The following is a 25,994-nucleotide window of genomic DNA, read 5'->3' on the forward strand; positions in this document are numbered from 1 at the left end:
CCGTGGTGCAGAGAGAAAAGAGATTTTTCGAGTTACCTTGAAAAGGCTAGCCATAGAGACAAGGAAAATCCCTTTTCTACGTTCAGTCAATTCAACGTTCTGGAGTTGCTAAAAACTGACGCAAGCTCAACAAGCTGAGTGTTTGACCCAAATTCAAGGGCAAAATTGAAATTCCTTCCAAGCGGGACTGTACCCAACCTTCTCCCCAGTACCATTCGTGGAAGCCGTCAATGCCTCCACTGAGTACTAAGCGGAGGCAGTTGGATTTAACAACATTTACTTGATGATGAATCGCGACTGGCCCAGTCCAGGTTGTAAACTGAAATCCGGGAAGCAGTTCTTCTGGCATTCCTGGCGCAAAACGTTGACCTAAAAGCCATTTTTTTAGTTGCACGGGATGCAGCAGACTGTCACGAATTGCATCTGTTGATGCTTCGATTTCAATCCGCAGTTGGCTTTGTTGAAAATTACCCAGCATTTTTCTCGGATTACCTAAAGATAAGACATCGCTATTTCTAATATTGCAAATACAATCACTGATTATGACTAGGTGACTTTTCTCGCAGCAGAGAACTTAGAATAAGAAAAGTGAACTTGTTAAGAAATGTAAGGTTATTCATGGCGGATCAGTTAATTCGTGCAACAGCAGCCGAAGGTGGAATTCGTGCCGTAGGTGCGATCGCCACACGTTTAACAGAGGAGGCACGGCAGCGCCACAAGCTTTCTTATGTGGCAACGGCAGCACTGGGTCGGACTATGACGGCGGGCTTGTTAATGGCTTCTAATATGAAGCGGACTGGATCGAGGGTGAATATCCGCGTTAAGGGCGATGGTCCTTTGGGTGGCATATTAGTAGATGCAGGCTTAGATGGTACGGTACGCGGATATGTTGGGAATCCATCTATAGAATTGCCTCCCAACGCCAAAGGTAAATTAGATGTTGGTGGTGCTGTGGGTGGCGGCTACCTCTACGTTGTGCGAGATATCGGTCACGGTTATCCTTACTCTAGTACGGTAGAACTAGTTTCTGGCGAAATTGGTGATGATGTAGCTCATTATCTGGTGAATTCTGAACAAACACCTTCGGCTTTAGTTTTAGGTGTGTTCGTGGGAGCAACAGGAGTAACTGCTGCTGGAGGGTTACTAGTACAAGTATTGCCCAAAGCCGCCAGAGACGAAGCTTTAGTAGAAACGTTGGAATCACGGGTTGCTGGTCTAGCAGGATTTACGCCATTGTTGCAAGCTGGGAAGACGTTACCTGAAATCTTTAGTGACTTATTGGGAGACATGGGGTTGGAAATCTTTTCCGAACGCCAAATGTTGCGCTTCCACTGTGGTTGCTCTTTCGATCGCGTTTTGGGGGCACTGAAGATTTTGGGAGAAGTTGAACTGCAAGATATGATTATTAAGGATGATGGTGCTGAAGCAACTTGTGACTTTTGCGGCAACGTCTACCAAGCAAGTAGCGAACAGTTAGCTCAACTAATTTCCGATTTGCAAGCCGAATCTGCTGTTTGAAGATAAAGTATAAAATAGCACTGAATTTTGAGATTGATCATGGTACTCTGTAGAGAGAGATAATCAAAAAAGTAGCTTTTTAATGACGAGAAAGTTACTATGTCAACAATGGAATTATCAACCTAAGACAGAGCGCTATTCAATTATTTTGGTGTGAGAGATGACAGAGCGGGATATTCCAGACAGTTGGTCTTCAGCCAGTGGAAGAAAGCCAGATCAAAGCAAAAGATTATCCCGAACAGAACAATTCGGTGAAACTCAGCCATTTGATGTCCCAGCTACTGGTTCTACCTCCAAGTCAGTGAAGCGGCGAAAAAAAAACCATAGGGAAGGATTAACTATAAATAGTCATTCAGAAGAAACTGCCCAACTCAGTAGTACTTCTGGGAAATGGCCACGCTGGATGAAAAGCTGGACGTTGTGGCTAGTACTACTAATGTTGATTCCCGGCAGTGTAGGATTCTTGGCAATGGCAATGCTGTTCAAGTTGCCAGCTGCTCCTAATTGCCCCTCGATTTTCTGGCCGCTAGCTAGTGCTTCTGTGCGGCTACACTGCGCTCAGTTGGCGGCTTCTAAGCAAACAGTGAACGACCTATTGCAAGCGATCGCTCTGGTGAAGCAACTACCACAAAATCACCCGTTGCATGGAGAAATCGATCGTTTCATCGAAGAATGGTCGCGGGATATTTTAAAGCTAGCCGATCAAAGTTTCCAAACAGGGAATTTAGAGGAAGCGATCGCAACTGCTCGTAAGATACCCGAAGATGTAGCAGCTTATAAATTAGTCGATGAACAAGTTGACAAATGGCAGTCGATTTGGTCAAAGGCTGAAGCCACATACAACGGTGCGATCGCCGAAGTAAAAGAACGGCACTGGCAATCGGCATTCATGTTATCTGCCAAAATGCTGCGTGTAGACAATCAATACTGGGCAGGTACTAAATACGACCAATTGAATCGTCTCATTGCCACAGCGCGAGAAGATGGCGATAAGTTAGGAAAAGCCGAAAGTTTAGCAAACAGCAAAGTAGTCGATAACATACTAGAAGCGATCAAGTTAGCCGAGTCAATTGGGCAGGAAAGTTACATTTACCAAAAAGCTCAGGAAGCGATTCCGGCATTTGGACGCAAAATGCTGGAATTGGCACAGGCAAAGCTAGACAAGCAGGATGCGGATGAAGCGCTGAATATTGCTAGGCAAATACCGGAAAGTACGAAACTACAAGGCGAAACTGATGACTTTATTGCCATAGCTGACGCGAAAAGGAGTGCTTGGATCGGTAATGTTTCTGGTTTAGAGGCAGCGATCGCTCAAGCACAACAAATCGATCCTTCCAGACCAGTGTATAACGAAGCACAGCAACTAATTGCTCGTTGGCAGCTGGAAATTGAAGATGTTGCCCATTTGGAAAAAGCAAGAATATTGGCTAGCCAGGGAACAGTCCCTAATTTAACAGCAGCGATCGCCCAAGTACAGCTTATTCCTGCTAGTAACCCTAGAGGCGCAGAAGCTAGACAAGAGATAGGTCGCTGGAATGCCCAAGTGGAGACAATTGAAGACCAACCTTACTTAGACCGAGCCGAACAGATCGCAATATTCGACGATATTAACTCCTTGCAAGCTGCGATCGCCCAGGCCAGCGAAATTCGTAGAGGTCGTGCACTATATCCAGAAGCACGGAAAAAAATTCGTACTTGGGTAGGAAAGATTGAGCGAATTCAAGACCAACCTTATTTAGATCGAGCACAAGAATTGGCTCAAAGTGGAAATCTCACCGCCGCCATTAGCACAGCTCAACAAATTGCTTCATCGGGAAGGGCGCTTTCACAAGAAGCACAAACTGCGATCAATGACTGGGAAGGGCAAATCCGCACTAGAGAAAACTGGAAAAAAGCCCAGGAAGTGGGGGTAGCTGGCACTCCAGAAGCCTTGGTTGAGGCAATACGACTAGCGGATCGAGTTTCAAACAATAGCATCTTACGTATGGATGCGAATCAGGCTATTGACCAATGGAGTCAGCAATTGTTAGAAATAGCACGCACTCAAGGTCAGTCTGACATTGCTAGAGGTATTGACATTGCCAAATCAATTCCACGCGGTAGTGCTGCTTACAGTGCAGCGCAAGAGCAAATTAAGACTTGGCAGGAATTTCTCAATCCTCAACCTGAACCTCAGCCTTCGTCTGTGCCTGAATCTCTACCATTTCCCCGATCGACTACTATTAATGGTCAGTGATCGTCTATTAGAGCAATTTTCAAGTCAATAGAACACAGTGTAGCTACTCACTAAGCATCTCAATATCGCCGATAGTGAGCAGTATAGCAAAGTGCTGAGTGCTGTTAGCGGAAGCGGGGCGTTTAGCCCGTGCTGAGTGCTGAGTAAAAACCCAGTTGCTTTAAAGCTTTGAGCAATCAACACTGTCCTAACCTATGTGGCTACGGCTATATTACTAATCTTTATCCTCAGTAAGAGGTTGTTTGAAAAGTTGTAAAGTATATATACTCAAAATCTCACTCCCAGCCTCTCCTCGAAAGGTCGAGAGGGTTTAAAACTTCATTCCCTACAAGAGAATGGGGGCGAGGAAGGGTTAGGTTTTCGAGACTTAAGATGTTACAAAAATACTTTTCAAACATCTTTTCAGACGTTAAATTTTCTTACTGAAATAAGCACGAAGCTATGACCAAAGACAATCTAAAATTAAGCTTTTTAGCTTAACCAAATCTTCAATTCTTAACTGGGTTTCTGGCAAGCGGATTCCTGCCAAATAGCTTGATGATGGTTTCAGCAAATTCTTTATTATCGTAAAACTCATGCATCAAAGTAATAGGTTGGGAATAAAGTTGATCGCTGGAAAAGATCGACTTCCAATCTAGTTGGGTGTTATTAACAACTCCCACATTTTTCATCTTTTTGAGAAATTCATAAGCAATCAATCCTTGACCAATGGCAGATGGATGAATCCCATCTAAACTAAATAGTCCACCTTGCCGTAGTCGTCCAGTTGTGTCTGCGTGGTAGTATTTTGTATTGACCTGGGGATAGGTAAAGTTGAATTCTTCTGGGAATTCATACTGCACTTGTCCAGCATTTCGCTTGAAGGCAATTTGTTGTAAAGCATTGGCAAGATCGACAATATGATAGTGTGGTTGCGGATACTGACTGTTCTTACTCTTGACCAGTTCTTTGATTACTTTGTTGTATGTGCGAATACAGTCATCTATGTAGAGGGCATCTTGTAGCGTCAGGTATAAGGTTCCGGTTTTTTTAACCGTATCCTCTTCAAAGGGGAAATAAGTGTAGTATTTGTAGTAAACTGAAGGTTTATCCTCTCCTGGCACATCAATTTCAGTAGTTGAACCTACGCCTTTTGCCAATGGCGCAATAGTTACAAGCGGTACTGTCCCAATGAAGACATTCCAATTAGGGTTGGTGTTATTTTGCATGATTCCATCAACCCGATTGAGCAATTCTCGATATTCAGCCTCGAAATCATTGGGATGCCACAGGTTCCATTGTTCTCTTACCTCACGGAATGATTTGGGATCTTGGCTTGGGTTGTTAAGAGTCTGATTTGGGTCATTGGGAGTTTGATTAATTTCTAAACCGATGACAGTTCCAAGGGCATTGTTTGCTCCTAACCAGAGAATTAAATTCTCAACTCCCCCTGGAGCGGTTGCATGATGGTTCAACCAATCAAGTTGGCTATAGTTGTCAAAAAGAGGATTTAAAGACGGGTTGAGAACTTTAAGTGCAGTTCGATAGAAGGCAGCATTGGGCAGAGTCAAGAAACCAGGCTTGCCATCTCCTTTATCGTTACTAAGTTTAATTTGATACTTGCAAATATTGGGTGTTATCATCCAAGAATCAGCAATATCAAAACCCTGAATTGCTACATTATGGAAGAATTCAATTCCTCCTGGATAAGGGTGTTCAGCACTACCTTCTCCACGTTCAAAGAAATCTTCAGTTTCATCAAGTACAGTCTCAAGAGTTGGCAATATGGTCAGCCAATCTAGGGCGTTGATATCTGAGCCATATTTTTTCTCTAAACGTCGTAGAATCTTCTCAATATTGGTTGGTAGTCCCCCCAATAACCATTTAGGATAGAGATATTGAGTATCAACTACTTGCCCCATTGACCTCGCAATCAAAGTTGAAAAACAAAGGTCTGTCCGGGCTGCTGCCAAAGACATAAAGCCTTGAGAAACACTGTCACCAACTGTAAATAGCCTCATTTAATACCTTCTTTATTACTTTTTAAGTGTAAAGACTAAGGTAAAAGTTGTGATTCCCAAAGTATATTCGGAATTTGACTATATTTTAATTTTAAAAAGTTTTAATTTATAATTTTCGAGGAGCGTATAAGTCAATACCCTTAGGTTAAGAAAAATTGCACTTACTGTCTTGAATATTAGCGAAGCCCAACATGACCAAGGTATTTGTTGGGCTTTGCTTGTCAAACGTCACTTGACGTGAGAATAAACTGCTGTCAGAGATGCTACGCGAATAAGTCGACGAAACTAACAACAGTTCCTTCTTTGAAAGCAAGACGCTCTTGCTAGCTTGCTTAGACATCTTGCAAAAGTTACTTTTGCAAAATGTTGGGGTGCATGTTAAAGGTTAAAGGGTAAGGGAAAATTTTATGCCTTTACCCTTTTCCCTACAATGCCAAGAAGTCTCTTCTCCACAGGGGTACAAGTTAAGAAAACCAATGTTAGCGCCTAGCTCCCCACTGGCTTCAGGCGTGAGATGAGCTTAAACTCTTTATTCCCCGATCGCTTCTCCCCATTCCTTAATGACTGAAAATAGTGATGAGTAATCATCATCAGCAAATGACATTTTTACGGCTGTTTGCAAGATTTGCCGCACTCCTTTAATACTGCTAAGATCCAAACTCCGAGATTTCGCTTCTGAGATAAATAATTCCGTATCTTTAAGCAAATGTTTTGTGGGAAAATTGGGATCGGCATAATTGCCATCTAACATCCGTTGTAGCTTTTTGTCAAAGGTAGGGGCGTAAAGTGGACTGTCGCGCAAGATTTGCATAAACACATCGACATCGACACCTTGACGCTGGACAAAAGCTAGACTCAAAGCAAAGCTAGTTGTTAGAGAAGCTATTAGTTGATTTAGTGCCAATTTAAGCGCCGCCGCAGATCCCACTGGCCCGATAAGTAAAGGTTCTGTCCCAAAATTTTGGAGTAACTTCAAGTGGCGTTCGTATTGTTCTGTTTCGGCCCCTACCATAACACTCAACTTGCCAGTTTTTGCTTCTGGAATACTCCCTAATACAGGTGCTTCTAAATACTCACCCCCACCAGCAACAACTGCATCTCTAATTTCCTGGCTTTCTGTCGGCGTAATTGTTCCCATTTGGATAATTGTGCGTCCTTCCAGAGTTTGCCAAGCAGTATCTGAAAGCAATACATTATAAATGGCCGGGGCATTAGTCAGCATGAGAATTATGCACTCAGCAGCACGAATGGCGTGGCGGGGATGTGTAGCAATTTCAGCCCCAGATGCTTGTAGTGGTGCTAATTTTTCTGGGGTACGATTGTAGGCAACTAGCTGTATATCTGCGGCTAATAACCTTTGAGCCATTGGTAGTCCCATCAGTCCAGTTCCCAGAAATGCCACCTTCATTTTTTACGTTCCTTTAATACAGCGTTACCGATCGCGAGTCTTTGAGGATTGCAGCTCATGGGACATCGCGTTTGCATTGTTTGATTCAAATTAGTTGGGAAATTTGAGATTTAAGATTGTATCTTAAATCCCAGTTTTCCTACTCCCTAACTCTAGCAATCAACCACCGGCAGCAAAAGTTAACATAATTATCACTGAAAGTAATATACCAGGGGTAAGTAGTGTTGCTAGCATTAACAGGTCATGAGTGGACATAATTATTACTTTGGTAGTGTGTTTAACTTTAGAGTAATCACTGTTATGCTAGTTCAAATAAGACTGATACTGCATTCTTAAATAGAGTTTTAACTTTTCTTTCTTTACGCTTACTCTGGTAGGGTTAATCCTTTTAATGGTTGAGAGATTTCTGTCTTGTCCAGACCTTTGCTCTGAATTAAGACTCCAAAGCCGCCGAGTCCTGTGGGGTCTAGAAGTTGGTGTAGTGCGTCCCGGTGCTGTAGTAACTGCGAGAGAGGTTGCTTTTGATAAGAAAGGGCTGCAATACGATCGCCTAACCCCAACGCCATCAAAAATAATCCCTGCTGGATAAAACCAACATTTTTTAAGTTACACTTCTCACCCCAATGTTCCAAAGTTGTAAAGTCAACATGGGCAGTGATATCTTGTCGCCCAATATTAACATAGGGGTTGTCATGGAAACGATGATGGTAATAACACTGTAGTGTTCCCTGCGATCGCCTGGGATTATAGTAACGACTGGCGGGGTAGCCATAATCAATTGTTAACACATAGCCGCGCTGTAAGCGGTCTGCTACTATACTCAACCAGTCTAGAGCAGCTAAATTAATTTCACTACGGTAGCCATCTGGATATGCATGGGTAAAGTGGATTCCTACTAAGTCTAAATATTCAGCTAGTTGGGGCGTTGAAGGTTCTCCTGTGACTTCCACAAATGCAAAATTTGACCTCTCCCCCAACCCCTCCCCTATGAGGGGAGGGGAGAAAGACTTACCTTCTAGGGAAGGGGGTTGGAGGGTTAGGTTTTCTGATGTTGTCACATAAATTTCTTGGAGTTCTCCCGTTTCTAGAATGAATTGATGGACGGGGAAAGCATCAACTAACTCGTTAGAAAAAAAGCAGCCTGCGATCGCATTTGGTGGTATTTCCTCTAAATTACACCAACGCACAGGTAAATCTTGCAAGCGTTGCTGCTGTTCTTGTCTTAAAGTTCGGGACTTTTCAACAATGATGTACTCCAGCGCGGTAAAAAAATCTGGGTAGTGTAGCTGATGATATTTAAGGATATGCAATGCCAGCAATCCTTGCCCTGCTCCCATTTCTACCAGAGAAAAGGGTACAGGTTTTCCTAAAATCTCCCACATTTGCAAAAATTGTTCTGCTAGTAACTCGCCAAAGTCTGAGCAGAGGTTGGGAGAGGTGAAAAAATCACCACCTTTAAAGCCAATTTTGAGTGCATCGCTGGAATAGTAGCCGTGTTCAGGGTGGTATAATACCATATCCATAAATTGGGCAAAAGTAATTCTTTGCTGAGGACTGGTGGTAATGCGATTTGCGATCGCAGCACACAATGCTGGATTTGAATCCATAAAATTTGAGGTTTGAGATTGGGGAATAGAGAAAAATAAATGAATTATGAATGATGCAAAACAAAATTCATAATTCATTATTTCTCTAACTGTCTACAAACCCTATGATATCGACCACTGTGGCATAAGCGCTGGCATTTATTGACAGACAAAACTTGGGAAGTTTGCAGTTCGGTGCGATCGCCACAAAATGGTTCTGCTCCTCTTTCCCTAAAATCCTTATTTTGTCAATACTTCCTTCAAAGCAGAAATCGAGGGTGCAAAGAAGTAGCCGCCACCAGTAGGGATTACCCAGTCTTCAGGTGCAGTCAACTCCTTAGTTTGAGGTTGATTTTGGTCATCCTCAAGGTGGATAAAGAACTTGCGTGTGCGATCGCCATTTGGTTTATTATTTTCACTTTGACCAATAATTGGATCGTGACCAAGAGTTAATTTACCTTCAAACTCGTGGCCTTTAGCCGCCTCCTCACTAAAGTTTGGATTGTTAGCCCAGAACTTAGTGACAAACTCAAATTGGTCTACAATCGAAGTCTGATAAGCCAAAAAGTGGAGACCGCGATCGACAAAGTTCGAGTCTTGTAGCGGATTGTTAGGCGTTGAAGGAGACACAGGGCCATAAGGAATGCCGCGACGGAGCAAGCGATGTGTTTGAGTGGTCACTTCACTGCGATCGATATCAATATCGTCAGAATTAGGGACTTTCCCTCCTGGTGTTTTGTCATTGCGTGGATAAGTCTTGCGGGTATGGGCAATAAACGGACAGCGCAGACCCGTTGCATCTTTAGAAGGTGGAACTACATCGTTTTTGAAGAATTTTCCATCTGGTGCATCATCACCGTTGAATTCAAAATCATTGTTGGCATTGTCATCATCACCCAAACTTGGGGCGTCTTCTTCGGGCGTTCGGACAGTGGGAGCACCACTAGGCCAGCGACCAATCAGCTTTGCGCTCACCTTTCGAGCGTCGGTGTCTAGGTCAGCAGCAATATCGTTTAAGAACTTGTGGAACTTATACACATCTTGACGCAATCGCCGGAATACAAGGTAAGAGCCATCATTTGCCCAGTGTAATCCCGCCGACACAACCTGACCTTTGCTATGTTCCAACTTTTTAGCTTCATTGTCCTGACCTTCATAGCCAAAAACGAATTCTCCTGGCCACAGCAGATCCTGTCCTGGTTTGCCCTGGTTTTTATTCTCTGGATTCTGCCGAGGAGTCAGAAGTTCTTTAGGATTATCAGCAACCCGGCCACGAATACCAGGTTGTGATATTCCATCTAGGTTGCCGAAATGCTCATGTCCAGTCAGGGGTGGGGGTAAGTTAGCTCCCTCTTCCAAGAAGGAAATTCTGGCTCCGCTGCTCTTAGCGTTGCCTTTCCCATCTGTAAATGCCACAATGCTTTCTAAAATCCGCGAGATTTCTGCTAATAAGTCCGCGCGTTCGTCGCTGGCAATGATGAAAACCACATCAACTTTGCCATTATCTGGCCCACCTACAACCCAGGCAATAGGTTTGCCATCTTTGTCTACCGGGTCGTTCAGTTCAGCAGCGCGTGCTGCTAGCCCAGCTTTAAAGGCTTCATCCGTAAATGAGTCGGCATCATTGGTTAGTTTCTTCAGCCCCTCAAAAGAGAAAGCTACATTAACCCAGGTTGCCTTAACAGTACCCTCGCGGCCTCGTCGTTGTCTGGCGGATTTAAATAAGCGGTTGAAGGCAATCACTTCTGAGGCGGTGGCAATGAAATTGATCTGTGACTTCAGCCAATTCTTGAAAGCATTTGGATTTTCAATTTCAAGGAATAAGAGGGCTTGGTAGTCTTTATTGAATCCACCTAGAATGTTGCCTTGAATATTGTTGACATTGAGAATAGGCTCATTAGGCGCAAGGACGTAAAATGCATTTGCCTGTTGACCTTCTAACGGTTCAGGAGCAGGTGCTTCACGAATTATTTGTTGTGTCACGATCAAAGTCCTGTAGATGGGAAAGCCTATTGACTATTCCAGAATGGAAATATCAAATCAGGTATCTCTAATGAGAACCTGTGTTAACTTATCGGAGTTAGGTAAGAGATTTATGCAGCAATTCTATCCATATTTCATGGTTAGGAAAATTGCGTCGTATGAAAGGGTGTGGCGTGTAGGGAAAACTAGCACCAATGTCAGCCCAATTAATCGCCTCCAATCGTTAACGTAAAGGCAAGAACCGGACTTGTCCTTCCCATTCTCCTTCTAAGCTACATTCATTTAGCAACAAAATTTCCTCGATCGCTAAACCAATTGAAACACGACGACTGATCTCAAATAACCCAGGCATTGCCAAGCCTGCTTGTAATCGTTCATAAGCAAAAGTTGTCATCGTCGTGACATCATGAGTTAGCACCACACGCCTATTTTGCGCTGCCCATTCTAATACAGTTGGGTCGTCTGCTTCAATCAATCCAACATCCTGAACACGGACAATATCAACATTACTGTTACGACGCAGAACACCACGGATAATCTGATTGTTAAAGTTCTCGTCAGCCAAGAAACCCAGCATCGCAATTTACCCTTGTGGGTTGCGTCTTGCTAAAAGGCGATCGCGCACTCCAATAGGGTTAAAACGCTTTTCAGCTTCCTGTTGAACCTCCGCGGCAAGCCTTTGACGCTCTCGAAGGTAGGCATCAACCTCGGCTTGGTGTCCTAAGTAATAACCAATAACAAAATAGATATCCTTAAGATGAAGCGATGGGTACTGTTCTCCGATCTCTTCTGCTGTAGCCCCTTCAAGGTAAGCTGTAACAACTGTATCTAAAGTGATGCGGGTTTTGCTAATCCTAACAACCCCATTTGCATCAGTTATAAGGGGAATCGGTGTAACAGTAGGAATAAGTAGCATTTTAAATCTGGGCAGTGCTGTTTTCCTATGCCCAGTATAAGCCAAATGTAGAAGCAGTTATCAAGCTCAAGACATCTGCTAAAAGTCAATTTACTACCTAGTACAGGTCGGCGGAAAAAAACCGACCATTGAAAAGCCCTAAACAGCTTATTCCATAATACTTTTGACTTTTGACTTTTAACTTTTGATATCATGTCCGGTTAATTAGTTATAATTCCCGTAATCTATGCAGAAACCGGAAAATCCTCTTTCCCCCTGCTCCCTGCCCCCTGCCCCCTGCGGTCTTAATGATAAATCTTTCACCGGACATGATATGACTTCCGCCTTGCGGTACTAGCCACTCACCAACGACACTAGCACACCATTAGGATCGCGGACACAAGCAATTGTTTGTCCCCCAGGCTGAGATTTAGGGGCATGTAGTGTTTTTGCACCAGCCCCGATCGCTCTCATATAAGCGCTGCCAACATCAGGAGTGATAAATGATATCTGAATTAATGGCGGTGGTTGTGTAGCGTCGTTGGAATGGAAGCCTCCAGGAAATAATTTCTGTGCTTCGCTACTAGAAGAGAAAGCTAGTGTAGTGTTTCCGGTTTCAATTTCGGCCCAGATAGATTGCCCCTTTTCCAAGAGAGTGCGACGAACTAAACCAAAAGCTTTTTCGTAAAACTCAACCGTCTTAACTACATCGTCTACCCAGATGACCGTGTAACCAAATTTCACAGTTCTTTCTCCTTATTAGAAAAATCAGTGCTGGCGAGTATCTCTGCTACTTAACTGTATGCGATTTGAATACACAGTTACTTAACTCTCCAGAATATTACGATCTGTTACTAGAGTTTGTGCCCCTATTTGCATCATTTCTATATCTGATGGCGACCAATAATGAGGCTCTTGACAGTGATGTGCTACCAGCAATCCCCATAATCCTCTAGGTATGACAATTGGTACAACCAAGTTAGCGTGAACCTGCAAATTGCGGAGAAAATCTCGGTGACAAGGTTGGATTGGCTCTAATTCAATATCAGCGATCGCCTTTACCCGTCCTGCTAAGTATAAAGCAGCATAGTCGCTGTTAAAACAATCATCTGGGCCAGTGGAACCCAGTATTGAGTATTCTTGAGAACTCAAAGATTCAAAAGTCACCTGACCTTGCCACTGCCCGTAAAAATAATACAACACCACCCGATCAACCTGAAGCGATTCTCTGAGTTGATTCGTCGTTTGCCGAACTAACTCATCTCGCTGCATACTTCTGACAAGGCGATCGAGCAAATTTTGCAAACCCTGGTCACGGCGATCGCGGCTATGGTGAAATTCGGAGTGAGGATGAATTTGCACGGTTCTAAAATTACGACTAAGTAAATGCTGCCGGATTTATATAGTAATTTATTAGACCTTATTTAAATACATTATTGTATTTATAACTGCAATTCAAGATTAACTGAACATCTTACTAGTCAACATTTTTGCAGGATTTAAAATAAATTATTAAGAAATTGCAATTTTTAATTTACACCAGAGAAAGTTTAAAATTATAAATTTAAAGTTAAAATTTTTGAAATTTACAAAAAATATGCTGAGTTTTTCTATAGTTTGAAACAATAAATATACTTCAAACTGTAATGTAACAAGTCAGTTTGTATACCTAATTACAAACATTTGTAAACCAATATAAGAGGTTGTTTGAAAAGTATTTCACTATAATTTTAGGCACTTTTAGATCCCCCCTAACCCACGCCAGTCGCTCCACTTGGGGAGATCCTCTAATTAAAAACCTTATACGAGTTAAATTTTTATCCATGCTTTTTATACTTTATAAATCCCTTATATTTAATTAAGCTGAGAAATTATACGGAAAAGTTATCAATTTATCTAAATGTTGGTTTGATTTGTACAGCCGTGATTTTGAATTGTCAGGTAGATTTGCTGATTACTTTACCAAAATGCCTAATTGCTTTATAAAAATGCCCGTTTGCTTTCTCAAAATACTGAAATGCTTTCTCAAAATGAGCTTTGACTTACTCAAAAGCAGCTTTTGCTTTCTCATTTTGGTGTTTTCCGCAAGCAAAATAAGCTTTTACTTATTCAAACTCCAGTTTGCTTTCTCATTTTGGTGTTTTCCGCAAGTCAAATCAGCTTTTGCTTTCTCATTTTGGTGTTTTCCGCAAGTCAAATCAGCTTTTGCTTTCTCAAACCCCAGTTTGCTTTCTTATTTCAGTATTTTATGTAAGGCGTAGTAAGGCGTAGGTTGGGTTGAGGAACGAAACCCAACATTATCAAAGCTTTGTTGGGTTTCGCAAAGCCTCAACCCAACCTACTATAGGGCTTCTGAGTTGAGTGCAATACAGACCTAACCCCCAGCCCCTTCCCTACTAGGGAAGGGCAGGGTGGTTTCATACAAGCAAAGAAAAATTAAAACTGGGTTTCAAAGCCTCTCCCCCCGTGGGGGAGAGGAATGGAAGTGAGGGAAAAAGCCATGCCACTTTCACGAGAAATCAAGACTTATGTATTTTTCTTTTTTCGTATGAAACCACCCTGCTTCCCTACTAGGGAAGGGGAGTAAGATTCAAAGCCTCTCTCTTGTTAAAAAAAGGTCACAGTCTATTGCATCATACAAAAAACGCTACATTCGGGGAACGAGGTGATGAGGTGAACGAGCTAAATTAAGGGTTTGAAACCTACGCAGGTAAGTCTTGCTTGTGTAGACGTGGTTTATAACCGTCCTTTTAACTATTTCACTTTTAACCAACTAAATATATCTGCTGGCGTAATTTGCCAATCTGTTAATACATCAAGAACAGTCAATTTATCATTATTATATTTTACTTCTGGCAATTTATTAGGTTGAAATACCATCACCGATTTATCGTTAGAGTCAATAAACCAACCTAATTTTGTACCATGATTAATACAGAAAATAATTTTATCAATCACACGGTTAGGAAATTGGTCAGGTGATAAAATTTCAATTATCCAATCTGGATAAATTTCAAACTTATTGGCAATTTCCCCATCTTCATCAAGAATAAGCCGCGACCACTCAAATACAGCAATATCTGGAACTAAAGAACGTCCTCTAAATGTGCAGCGTAATTCAGTTAATGCTAAAGCTTTTTGCTCAGGTTCGCTTACCCGATTAATCTCGGTTGATAAACGAGTTTGAATTCTACTATGTTTTCCCTGCGGCATTGGTTTTTGATAGATTTTTGCATCAATATATTCACTAGCTGGTTTAGTTTCTGGTAATTGCAGAAACTCTTTTAAAGAAAAATTAGATGATAATATAACCATAAAAATTACTCCTAAAATAATTTAATTATATCTTTAAAGTGTGTTATCGCGTAGCTAATAAATAACAAAGATGCGGGGCATTATTTAAAACGTTTAAAAAGAGATAATTTATGTTATATGAGTAAAAAATTTTTCCAGCCAGAAAACCGTGGTTCATTAGTGAAGGATGCGATCGCCACGTACTAAACTTGATATCTAGCGCTTCTGGGTTGAGTGCAATACAGACCTAACCCCCAGCCCCTTCCCTTGCAGGGAAAGGGAGTAAGATTCAAAACCTCTCTTCTTTTAGAAGCGTGTACACAGAAGTCGTGTTACCCCCCTTATAAAGGAGAGAAATTAGAAATATCTTTCCCTCCCCTTTCCAAGGGGAGGGCTAGGGTGGGGTAAAACCTATGTTTTTCCGCTATTTTCAGACTTGTGTGTACACCGTAGTTTTTTAGGAGAGAGGTTTGGAAGTGAGGTAACAGTATATTGCATACAAACAAGCGATCGCTATAATCGGCGATTAAAAAAAATAGAGCAGTTGCACTGTAATACAACTGCTCTAAAAAATACCTAGATAGATATTTACTCTACCTATCCACAGACCCCATAATTACGTCAACACTGCCGAGAATGACCACAATATCTGCAACCTTCATCCCGCGCAGTAAATGGGGGACAATTTGGAGATTGTTGAAATCTGCTGCACGAATCTTCCAACGTGCAGGGAAGACATTATCCTCGCCTACCAAATAAATTCCCAATTCACCTTTGCCACTTTCTACACGGGCATAGATTTCACCCTTGGGCATCTTAAAAGTGGGAGAAACTTTTTTACCGATGAATTGATAATCAAATCCATCCCACTCGGATTTTTTACCTGCGGCTAAACGCTTGGCTTCCAGATTTTCGTAAGGGCCGCCAGGAAGTCCTTTAATTGCTTGGCGAATAATTTTCACAGATTCGCGCATTTCCCGCATCCGCACCACGTAACGGGCAAAGCAATCACCGGCAGTTTCCCACTGTACGTCCCAGTCGAAGTCGTCGTAACATTCGTAATGGTCAACTTTCCGCAAATCCCATTGGACGCCAGATGCGCGTAACATTGGGCCAGAAAGTCCCCAGTTAATTGCTTCTTCACGGGTGATAGTCCCAAGACCCTCAACACGTCGCCGGAAAATGGGGTTATCGGTTACTAAACGTTCGTACTCATCAACTTTGGGTATTAAGTAGTCGCAGAATTCCAGACACTTATCTACCCAACCGTAAGGTAAATCGGCTGCTACCCCACCAATGCGGAAGTAGTTGTTATTTACCATCCGATAACCTGTAGCGGCTTCCCACAAATCATAAATCATTTCCCTTTCCCGGAACTGGTAGAAGAAGGGAGTTTGAGCGCCTACGTCAGCGAGAAAGGGGCCAAACCACAGCAAGTGGTTAGCGATGCGGTTTAACTCCAGCATGATGACGCGGATGTAGCTAGCACGTTTGGGGACAGCAACACCTGCAAGCTTTTCTGGGGCGTTAACAGTGACGGCTTCGTTGAACATTCCCGCAGCGTAGTCCCACCGACTAACGTAGGGGACGTACATGACATTAGTGCGGTTCTCAGCAATTTTTTCCATTCCCCGGTGCAAATAGCCGATGACTGGTTCACAGTCAACAACATCCTCGCCATCCAAAGTCATGATTAACCGCAGAACCCCGTGCATTGAGGGGTGGTGTGGCCCCATATTTAGCACCATTGGTTCAGTGCGGGTTTCTAGTCTGGTCATAGATTTCGTGTTCTCCCGTTGTATTCGTGTAGCGTGCCGAAGGCAAATTTTGAATTGAACCGCTTAGATGCCAACCAGAATGTTTCAGTTTGTTGCACTTCTTCAACTATTATATGGAAGCTCGATATCCACTTAATTGAGGCATCGGATTTTTTTCACCTGATTGTGCTCAAACAAAGGGACAATGCCCAATGCATAATGCCCAATGATTTCTGAGTTTTTACGTAAGTCATAGAGATATTGTGTCAGCTATATTACAGTTTTATGAGGCTGGTACATATCTATGACTTTCGATCAAGAGCGTTTTGATAAGCTAATTCAGAAGTTAGAAGTTTTTGCTAATAAACAACCGCATCTTTATAAATTGCGTGTTGCTTTTTTGGCTACTTTGGGCTATGCATATATATTTTTGGTTCTAGCTGTAACATTGACTCTGCTGGTAGGTATTATCTTTTTGATGCTTAACGCTCACTCAATTCATGCCTCATCTTTGAAAGGTGTTCTGTTTTTGTTGGCATTTGCATTCGTATTGCTGCGATCGCTTTGGGTTTCTTTTCCTCCACCTACAGGTTTACCACTACAATCTAAGGATGTACCCAATCTCTATTCTTTAATTAACGAAATCTCATCGAAGCTACAAGCTCCACGGTTTCACCACATCCTGCTGACCAACGATTTTAATGCAGGGGTTGTCCAAATACCACGCTTAGGTTTGCTGGGATGGCAGCAAAATTACTTAATTGTCGGTCTACCGCTCATGCTAGCACTGCCACCCGAACAATTTCGTGCCGTCTTAGCCCATGAACTGGGACATTTATCAGGAAATCACAGCCGCTTTAGTGGTTGGATTTATCGCCAACGCGAAACTTGGTATCGCATTCTTAAGGGACTCCAACAAAGTGGACATGATCTATCATTGTTAATTTTTCAACTGTTTTTGATATGGTACATCCCGTTTTTTAATGCCTATTCTTTTGTATTGGCACGAATGGATGAATATGAAGCAGATAGATGTGCTGTTGATTTAACAGGAGAACAAAACACTGCTAAAGCTTTGATAAATTTGGAGGTCAAAGCTAGATTTTTAGAAAGATATTTTTGGTCTAGTATCTATAAACAAGTAGAGACAGAAATTGAACCACCGAAAATGATTTATATAGATATGAGGCAGGCTTTAAGTCAGAGACTTCATGAGGAAATTACAAGTACTTATTTAATTGAAGCTTTAACGGAAAAAACTAACAATGCTGATACTCACCCTTGCTTAAGAGATAGATTAAAAGCCTTGGGATATATCCCCGATACTCAGAAAGAATTAGCTATCTTTGCACCAATTGAAATTAGCGCTGCTCAAGAGTTTTTAGGAGATAAATTAGAAAAATTTATTGAGTATTTTAGTCAAGATTTACGAGAAAAAATAGCAACACCTTGGAGACAAAAATATGCTGAGGTTCAAAAATCCATAGCTACATTAAAAGATTTAAATCACAAATCGCAAAAACAACACCTAACCCTAGAAGAAGCTAGTCAGCAAGCATTTTTGACGTTGGAACTTGAGGGCGAAGAAGCTGTTATACCTCTATTACAAGAAATTATTCATCGTGATGCTTACCATGCATCAGCTAATTATTTACTAGGTCAAATATTATTAAAAAAACAAGATGCGACTGGAATAAAATATATTGAGAGGGCAATAGAGCAAGACTCAAGTATAGTCATAGGAGGTTGTCAGATAATTTGCCATTTTCTTAAAAACCAAGGTAGAAACAATGAGGCTAAGTCTTATCAAGAACGTGCCGAAAATTATCATAAATTAATTTTGAAAGGACAGAAAGAGCGCTCTAAATTGAAAAGAGATGATAAATTTTACCCTCATAATATTTCGGATATAGAGGTAAATAAGCTTCGTCAGCAGTTATCTCATTATCCGCAGATAATAACTGCTTATTTAGTTCAAAAAAATCTGCAATATTTTCCTGAAAAACCACTTTATGTTCTAGCTGTGAAGCGTGGATTTAGTTTTTGGGAAGGTAGTCGTATTTATGAAAACGATAACTCTAAAATTGTTCAGAGCTTATTAAAGGAAAATGAATTGCCCGATAATGTATTCATTTTTATTTTAAATAGCAATTTAAGTATGGAGAAAAAATTAAAACACATACCAAATTCGATTATTTACCATAAAAAAGGTAAAAAATAACACAATAGATGCTTAAAGCTCAACATCCAAAGCTGACGCTGGGTGTGAAATTTATGATATTTTCCTTTTGTGTCTTTGTGGTTTAAAAACTATTTTTTAGCTAGCAACACACAAAGACACAAAGAAAAGAATACATAATTAAAGTTCATCTGTGGTTTTTTGCCCTAAGTCTCATGAATCGTCAGCTAGCTATCGAAGAACCGATATTTTCCCATCTACCAGTGTTACCGCAGGAAGTAATTGCAGGTCTAGCGATATCTCCAGGAGGTCATTATCTTGATACGACGGTAGGCGGTGGAGGTCACAGCCGTTTGATTTTAGCAACTGCGCCAGATGTACAAGTAACGGCGATTGACCAAGATGAGGATGCTTTAGCAGCAGCGAGGAAAGAATTAGCAGAGTTTGGCGATCGCATACAATTTATTCATAGTAATTTTGCTGACTACGAATTTCCCCCCAACACTTTCGATGGTATTTTAGCCGATTTGGGGGTGAGTTCTTACCATTTAGACCGTGCAGAAAGGGGTTTCAGCTTTCGCCAAGCTGCAAATTTGGATATGCGAATGGATCGGGGGCGATCGCTAACTGCTGCTGATGTGATTAATAATTGGGATGAAGCAGAATTAGCAGATATTTTCTTTAAGTACGGTGAAGAGAGATTATCGCGGCGCATTGCTCGTCGTATTGTAGAACGGCGACCGTTGCACACGACTACAGAATTGGCTGATGCGATCGCTTCTTCAGTTCCTCCCAAATACCGTTATGGGAGAATTCACCCCGCTACTCGTGTTTTTCAAGCTCTGCGAATTGTCGTCAACGATGAGTTAAAATCTCTAGAAACATTTTTGGATAAAGCACCAAATGCGCTTGTCCCTGGAGGTAGAATTGCGATTATCAGTTTCCACAGTTTGGAAGACCGCCCAGTGAAGCATGGTTTAAGAAATTCACCTTTATTAAAGGTATTGACAAAAAAGCCGATTATTGCACAAAAAGAGGAAATTAGTAATAATCCGCGATCGCGATCGGCCAAACTGAGGATAGCCCAAAAGCTGCTGTAGCTACAATGCAGCCTTAAACTACTCTATCTTGTGGTTCAAAATTTGTTACCAATTTTTCTCTAAAACTTTTGACTCTAAATAGTATTCTAAAATGACGAATAGCTTTGTTCGCTACAGTTATTGAGGAAATATTCCATGATTATTTGGGTAAACGAGCAAATTGATCCGTCTGGGATGATTCATGCCTGTATTGCCACTTGTAATGAATCTCAAGCTAAAGATTGTCATGATTCTTTTGAGAATAATTTGACCGAGAGGCAAAAGGCAGCAGGTTGGGTAGCGCGATTGCGGACAGTCGATTCTTGGGATGAAGTGCCAGTAAATTCTTTAAAACTCAATTAATTGGGTGTTATAGAAATTAGGCAGCATAGCTGAAGTATCTTCTGGCAGATACTAGTAAGACTTCTTCTCGTATTCGGATTTATGCTCAACCTTTCACATATAGCCGTGATGCCGGGTGTTAAACTTTATCCTCTAGTCCCAATCACCTCAACAGGTTTAGCTGAAGAAGCGAGAAACTTCAACGAAACCTGCATGAAGACTTACAATATTTGAAACTTCAGAATACATACTTCCGACTTTACCTGATTGATGGGTAAATAAATTATGACAACCCACAATTATTAGTAGTTCTTGAGCGCGGGAAAAAGCAACATTTACCCGTTCTGGCTTCTTAGCAAATCCTACATCTCCTTTGCTATTGTTGCGAACCATACTGACAATCACAACAGGTCTTTCCATACCTTGAAATCTGTCTACTGTACCAGTACGAATTTCTAGTGAAGGAAAAAGTTCAGATTGCAGACGTTCATCAATTTTTCTTAATTGAGCGCCATAAAATGTAATTACGGCGATTTGTTTTTTTGGTTCACCATTAGCAACTTTAGAAGCCCAAGTCTTCTCAAACTGATGACACAGACGTTCAATGGCATCAATTTCTGGAGTATTAAAGTAAGAAGTTCCATTTCGTTGCTCTAAAAACTGATTTTCTATAGGCGTTTTTACCCAAATAAGATGCTGAGATTCTTGGATAATTTCGTCTGCTAAATGATGTGCGCGTTTTTTATCTGGCTCCAAAATACCAGATTCTAGTTTACCGTCATAAAATTGATTGATTGCTCCCATAATAAATGGGTGCATTCGATACTGTGTAGTTAGCATTTGTTTGATGCTTTCATCAGCAGATTCAAACTGACTTTTAAATAGTGATTCTTCTAAAAATTGTAGTTCGTCTCTTGTATTGCCTATTGTTTGAGCAACTTCTTCTAAAGTGCTAGTATCAAGCATAGGTGGTAATTGCCGATGATCTCCTACCATGACTAACTTTTTGCCTTTCAAAGCTGGGATTAGTAACTCTGGTGGAGTACACTTACTAACTTCATCAATAATGACGACATCAAAAGATTTGAATTCTTCTGAAAAACCTCTATTTGCAGCCTGAACACAGGTAATACCAACAACATTGGCATTATCTAAATAAATGCGCCTTAAATCGTCGCGATCGCGCTCATTTGGCTGTCTTAATTTACCTATCCAATCTTGTACAAAATTCTGATATTTATTCAGATAACTTTCGTCTTTTTGAATTTGTTGCTGCCAAGATTCCAACTGAGTATTGATTTTGTGTAAAAATTCTGTACTAAACAAGTCAGCTTGAGAATTTTCTGATTTAAATTTATCAGATATAATTTGCCATTCTGTCAACCACCAAATTCGTTCTTCTATTAAGTTTTTTGATGGCTGTGGTTGTGATTTTTGTTCTAGTTCGCATAGATTAATTTGTAGTTTTTGAACTTGCTGTAAAGAAGTTTCAGTTTCTTCTTGGAGCTTTAATAAATACTTATTTAGAGAATGTTTAATTGTATCTAGCACAGCAAAAGGTTCTAATAATGAAATTAATGCTTCAAGCTGAGTGATGCAAGTTTCCCAGTAATTTACTTGATTTGTAAACTCTTGGGGTTGCTCCCAAATATTTGATTGTGTTGCCAGATATTTTTCAACTAGAATACGTAATTGAGTAGGTAGATTTTTTTGATTAAGTTCTTGCAATATATTAATCACCTGTCCAAGTTGAAAGTTAGCATCCTGCTGTGCTTTTTCTGCCTCAGCTTGAGTAATGGATATTTGCTGTTGGCTAACTTCTTTTTTCTGAAGTTCATTTAATTTTTGTTGCAGAAACTGAAGCTGTTGCTCGGTTTCTGTTTTGACTTTTAAAACGCATTGACGCGCATTTGCAAGGATAGTATCTAGCAATTCTTGTGTAATGTGGGTGAGAGTAGAGTCAATGTTATTCCATTCCCATGATGCGGCATAAGTCCGTTGCATTCTAATTAAAAAAACTTGAGTATTTTCAACTAGTAGTTTTCGCTGTTTGGGGTTGAGTAGCTGATAATTGTTAAACTGTTGATAGGTTTCTTGCCATTGAGTGCGATCGCTCTTTGATAGCACCATTGGAATCTGACTAAAATTTTCTTGTAAAAAATAGCTAAAATTATGCTGTTTACCCCGCCTGTCAGTAAAACCCCCGTCTATTTCATAAGCGATCGCCTTTGCTAGTAGCTCCCATTCAGGCAGGTTTATTTTGTATATCTTTGGTACTATTGGTAATTTTAATGTATTAGCAAACATCAACAAACCTAGTGGCAAGTCAACTAAATTTTCTGTAAGTGGTAAACCTGATTGATGACATTCTTTTAAAGTTTGATAGAGATGAGAAGGTGCTGTAGATTTCCATTCCTTAACTGCTGAGATAATGTAATCTATTTCCCGTTTGCGGTTTTGCCATATCTGGATTGTTTGCTGTATATTTTGGAGTTTAGTAAGGTATTGCTGATAATCTGGTTGTAACTGATTTAACGAGGTGAAATTGTGTTTGACAACCTCCACTGATGCTGCAACTTCTAAGATGGCTTTACTTGCCTCTTGAGCATAAGTCAAAGCAGTTTTAAATCCAGAAATTTCTATTACTACAGTTTCACGCAACCAAGCTGCTAAACCAAAAGCACCAAGCCCTGGACGCACAAAGCCAAGTTCATCAGTATATTTGATGGTTTGACTAACATTTGCTAAAAATTTTTCTACTAAACTGTTACCTTCTGTGTAGGGCTTAAGAAGTGGCAAAAAATCTATAACTTCTGAAGCTTCCCAGTTGATATTTGGTGCAGTATTTAATATATTTTCTAACTTTGTAATTAGTGATTCAACTTCGTTATATTTTTCTACAGTTTCGTTGTAATATTTTTCTTGATTTTGAAAGTTTATCTCTAGCTTTAACTTATTTTTATGAAATTTAGTTTGTTGCTGATTAAATTCTTCCTCTGCTTGTAAGTAGACTGTGAATCTTTGTGATGATGCCAGTAATTGAGGGAAAATTTTAATATTTTCCAGCCGTTGAGTTAGATTATTTTCGCAGTCATTAGCTGTATTTTCTAGCCATCTGCCAATCATTTGGTCTTCTAAAAACGGCTGTCCTTCTTCCCCAACTTTTTCGGATCTTCCCTTGCGTACAGCCCGAATCACTGGGTTATGAACTAATCGACTCAGGGCGTTATCTACTGCTAAATTGGCTTGAGATGCAATTAGAGTGCGTCCACCGCGAAGGGCAATTTGATAGCAAATCTCGGCAATTACGGTAGTTTTCCCAGTACCTGGTGGCCCTTGGATGAGAACAAGATCCTTCGCGGCAAGTACCTTTTCTACTGCTGCTTTCTGACCAGGATTAGCAGAAGATAATAATAAATCTTGTGGTTGAAGTTCAACAGTTGTTGTGATTTGTCTAGCCTGAGAAGCATCGAATAAAAAGTTACCCAAATAGGGATTTTGGGTGTAACCGTTATTCAAATCATCTAAAGCCTTTTTCTTGCGCTGAATCTGCTGAATATCACCAACTGCTTCAAAACACAAAAATCCTGTATCTGGCAACTTATAACGCTCTGCTGCCATGAATTCAGCTAAGTCACGGTCTAATCTAAGACTGATAATACAACGGTTAGGGTCAACTTCTTCAACAGTCCCTAATTGACGGCCGCTAATCCAATTTTTGCCGACAGGAGCAGTTTCAAAAAGCTTTAAATCTTCGTTTTTTGTGCGTCTTGCTCGTTCCCAGAAGTTTTCTACATCGAGGGAATTTTGATAAAAGCCGTCAAGGGTGGCTGAGGCTATATCAATTTCAAAACTAATCCGCCTTTTGAAGTTATCGTTATGACCTACATAACGTACACAAAATTGACGCGCTTTAGCGATTTTTTCTTCAATTTGCAAAAACGCTTTCCAAGCTTTCAGTTGATCTTCTGTAGGTACATGGTCGCCACAAACTGGCGCGGCGGCGATGCGTTTCAATGTTGCGGACTCAATGTCGAGATGATGCTGATGATTAGGCAGCAAACGCAAGCGGCAAGGTATAGCATAGCTATCGGCGTGTCCCCGTGAGGGTTGTAATAACTGAGCCGAAAGTATTTTTAAACCGCCGCGTCCATCTTTTGGTACAGCTGCTCTAAATCCTAATGTTTTTCTGAGCTTCTCAAGTCTTGTAGGTAACTGAAAATCATTGCTGTCTGTTGCTATTGTCAAATCCCAAATTTCTTCTCTTGCTTCTTTCCCTGCACCTTTGCGACGCACATAAAATAGAGAAGGCTTTTGACCGACACATTCCAACATCAACTTATTGGCGCGATCGCGCCGCTCCCTAAATTCGGGATATGATTTAAGGGCAGCTTCACCTTCAAGATGGCGGATGAAACTATCGATTGCTGAAGCTATAAACATATAGCCCCAATCTTCAGAGTGTGTTTTAACTTTCGAGGATTTTGCTGTTAGTTTATTTACTGCTACACGAATACGTTCTGCATCGGATGCTGGAATTGCACTGGTATGGCTTTTGACTGCAATTTTTAGCTTCTCACAAATTGCTAATAGCTTCTTGCTATCTAAATTTAATTCTTTTGCTAGTTCATAGACTCTGACTTTGCCGTTGTTCATCCAGTTAACAATTGAGGGTTTTGATTTAAACGCAGAGGGGCGCAAAGGTAAGCGCAGAGGAGCGCAAAGTATTATTTTAATCCGAATCGCTACAAATTAAATTTGGCAACACTCTGCGTACCTTTGCGTTCCTATGCGTTTAAAATAGTTTGTATTGCTGATAAACTTCACTAGCGGCACGATGCAGCAAGGAATGCCGCCAAACGAGGGATTTCATATCATCAGCATAACCGCCGCCAATAACGCAGGCGACGGGATAACCGCTACTCATACAGGTACTCAAAACCTGCATTTCCCGGCGAAAAATGCCAGCATCTGTAAGGGCTAATTTGCCCAAGCGATCGCCTATATGAGGGTCAACACCAGCATCATAAAATACTAAGTCTGGCTTGACTTTAGACAATAAATCTGCTAAATAACTCGCCAAGGTTTGCAAATAGGCGTCATCTTCCATTCCCACCGGCAAAGGAACATCCAAATCGCTGTTTTGTTTAGTACCGGGGAAATTGACTTCGCAGTGCATGGAGAAAGTAAAAACGCTGTTGTCGTCTTGGAAAATAAAAGCAGTACCGTCTCCTTGATGGACATCCAAATCTACAATCAAGATTTTGTGGACGAGTCCGAATTTTTGTAAAACGCGACAGGCGATCGCTAAATCGTTGAAAATACAAAAACCAGATCCATAACTGGGAAAGGCATGATGAGTTCCACCAGCCGTATTACAAGCTAAACCCTGACTTAGTGCCAGTTTAGCAGTGAGTATCGTACCACCTACCGCTACACAGGTACGATTCGCTAATGCTGGACTCCAAGGCAAACCAATACGTCGCTGTGCTTTGGCATCTAGGGTTCCTTCACAGTAAGCTTGAACGTAGTTTGGAGTGTGGACTAACTCTATCAACTCTAGCGGCGGACGTTCGGGGGTGTGAAATTGTTCTTGATTAGCTACACCATCAGCTAACAGCAATTCGTAGAGTTGTCGGAACTTAGACATCGGGAAGCGATGTCCTTCAGGCAGGGGAGCAATGTAATCTGGGTGGTAAATAATTGGCAAGTCCATA

Annotated in this window: 18 protein-coding genes; 5 read left to right on the forward strand and 13 right to left on the reverse strand. The window is 41.1% G+C overall.

The features are described from left to right. Window positions 1–91 precede the first annotated feature (91 nt). Window positions 92–478 (reverse strand): hypothetical protein, encoded by a 387-nt coding sequence (locus tag V7K41_RS22690; RefSeq protein ID WP_104909462.1) that lies wholly within the window; start codon window positions 476–478, stop codon window positions 92–94. A gap of 140 nt (window positions 479–618) precedes the next feature. On the opposite strand from V7K41_RS22690, the gene hslO reads away from it, so the two are divergent. Further along, window positions 619–1,518 (forward strand): Hsp33 family molecular chaperone HslO, encoded by a 900-nt coding sequence (gene hslO, locus V7K41_RS22695; RefSeq protein WP_334851844.1) that lies wholly within the window; start codon window positions 619–621, stop codon window positions 1,516–1,518. 160 nt (window positions 1,519–1,678) lie between these two features. After that, a complete protein-coding gene (locus V7K41_RS22700) occupies window positions 1,679–3,754 on the forward strand; it encodes a chromosome segregation ATPase (protein WP_334851846.1) in 2,076 nt (691 codons plus the stop codon). 488 nt (window positions 3,755–4,242) lie between these two features. Here V7K41_RS22700 and V7K41_RS22705 read toward each other — a convergent pair whose 3' ends face one another. From V7K41_RS22705 to V7K41_RS22750, 10 genes are all read right to left on the reverse strand, one after another. Continuing rightward, window positions 4,243–5,754 (reverse strand): hypothetical protein, encoded by a 1,512-nt coding sequence (locus V7K41_RS22705; RefSeq protein WP_334851848.1) that lies wholly within the window; start codon window positions 5,752–5,754, stop codon window positions 4,243–4,245. 529 nt (window positions 5,755–6,283) lie between these two features. After that, window positions 6,284–7,162 carry an NAD(P)-dependent oxidoreductase gene (locus tag V7K41_RS22710; protein ID WP_334851850.1) on the reverse strand — a complete coding sequence of 293 codons (879 nt, stop codon included), beginning with the start codon at window positions 7,160–7,162 and terminating at the stop codon, window positions 6,284–6,286. Window positions 7,163–7,527: 365 nt separating this feature from the next. After that, window positions 7,528–8,769 carry a class I SAM-dependent methyltransferase gene (locus V7K41_RS22715; RefSeq protein WP_334851851.1) on the reverse strand — a complete coding sequence of 414 codons (1,242 nt, stop codon included), beginning with the start codon at window positions 8,767–8,769 and terminating at the stop codon, window positions 7,528–7,530. 219 nt (window positions 8,770–8,988) lie between these two features. Continuing rightward, on the reverse strand, window positions 8,989–10,731 hold the full coding sequence (locus V7K41_RS22720; RefSeq protein WP_334851853.1) for a Dyp-type peroxidase: 1,743 nt from the start codon (window positions 10,729–10,731) through the stop codon (window positions 8,989–8,991). A gap of 223 nt (window positions 10,732–10,954) precedes the next feature. Beyond that, a complete protein-coding gene (locus V7K41_RS22725; protein WP_334851855.1) occupies window positions 10,955–11,308 on the reverse strand; it encodes a DUF5615 family PIN-like protein in 354 nt (117 codons plus the stop codon). Between the two features lie 6 nt (window positions 11,309–11,314). Next, window positions 11,315–11,647: a DUF433 domain-containing protein gene (locus tag V7K41_RS22730; protein WP_334851856.1), complete on the reverse strand. Its 333-nt coding sequence runs from the start codon at window positions 11,645–11,647 to the stop codon at window positions 11,315–11,317. Window positions 11,648–11,980: 333 nt separating this feature from the next. Then, complete coding sequence (locus V7K41_RS22735) at window positions 11,981–12,370, reverse strand: VOC family protein (protein WP_334851858.1); 390 nt, start codon at window positions 12,368–12,370, stop codon at window positions 11,981–11,983. Between the two features lie 81 nt (window positions 12,371–12,451). Then, complete coding sequence (locus V7K41_RS22740) at window positions 12,452–12,988, reverse strand: GAF domain-containing protein (RefSeq protein ID WP_334851860.1); 537 nt, start codon at window positions 12,986–12,988, stop codon at window positions 12,452–12,454. A gap of 1,392 nt (window positions 12,989–14,380) precedes the next feature. Next, complete coding sequence (locus V7K41_RS22745) at window positions 14,381–14,941, reverse strand: Uma2 family endonuclease (RefSeq protein ID WP_334851862.1); 561 nt, start codon at window positions 14,939–14,941, stop codon at window positions 14,381–14,383. Between the two features lie 572 nt (window positions 14,942–15,513). After that, complete coding sequence (locus tag V7K41_RS22750) at window positions 15,514–16,698, reverse strand: NAD(P)H-quinone oxidoreductase subunit H (protein WP_334851863.1); 1,185 nt, start codon at window positions 16,696–16,698, stop codon at window positions 15,514–15,516. A gap of 283 nt (window positions 16,699–16,981) precedes the next feature. Between V7K41_RS22750 and V7K41_RS22755 the strand changes: the two genes are divergently transcribed. The 3 genes from V7K41_RS22755 to V7K41_RS22765 all read left to right on the forward strand — a co-directional run bounded on the left by V7K41_RS22755 (window position 16,982) and on the right by V7K41_RS22765 (window position 20,298). After that, window positions 16,982–18,898, forward strand: coding sequence for a M48 family metallopeptidase (locus V7K41_RS22755; protein WP_334851865.1), 1,917 nt, complete (start codon window positions 16,982–16,984; stop codon window positions 18,896–18,898). A 173-nt stretch (window positions 18,899–19,071) separates the two neighbouring features. Continuing rightward, window positions 19,072–19,956, forward strand: a complete 885-nt coding sequence (gene rsmH, locus V7K41_RS22760) for a 16S rRNA (cytosine(1402)-N(4))-methyltransferase RsmH (RefSeq protein WP_334851866.1) — start codon at window positions 19,072–19,074, stop codon at window positions 19,954–19,956. A gap of 135 nt (window positions 19,957–20,091) precedes the next feature. Next, window positions 20,092–20,298, forward strand: a complete 207-nt coding sequence (locus V7K41_RS22765) for a glycogen debranching protein (RefSeq protein ID WP_334851868.1) — start codon at window positions 20,092–20,094, stop codon at window positions 20,296–20,298. Window positions 20,299–20,454: 156 nt separating this feature from the next. Here the strand turns inward: V7K41_RS22765 and V7K41_RS22770 are convergent, their stop codons facing one another. Further along, complete coding sequence (locus V7K41_RS22770; protein WP_334851870.1) at window positions 20,455–24,933, reverse strand: translation initiation factor IF-2 N-terminal domain-containing protein; 4,479 nt, start codon at window positions 24,931–24,933, stop codon at window positions 20,455–20,457. Window positions 24,934–25,072: 139 nt separating this feature from the next. Next, entirely contained in the window at window positions 25,073–25,993 is a 921-nt protein-coding gene (locus tag V7K41_RS22775; protein ID WP_334851872.1) for a histone deacetylase family protein, read from the reverse strand. Window position 25,994 lies beyond the last annotated feature (1 nt).

Source organism: Nostoc sp. (genome assembly GCF_036917415.1).
Taxonomy (GTDB): Bacteria; Cyanobacteriota; Cyanobacteriia; order Cyanobacteriales; family Nostocaceae; genus Nostoc.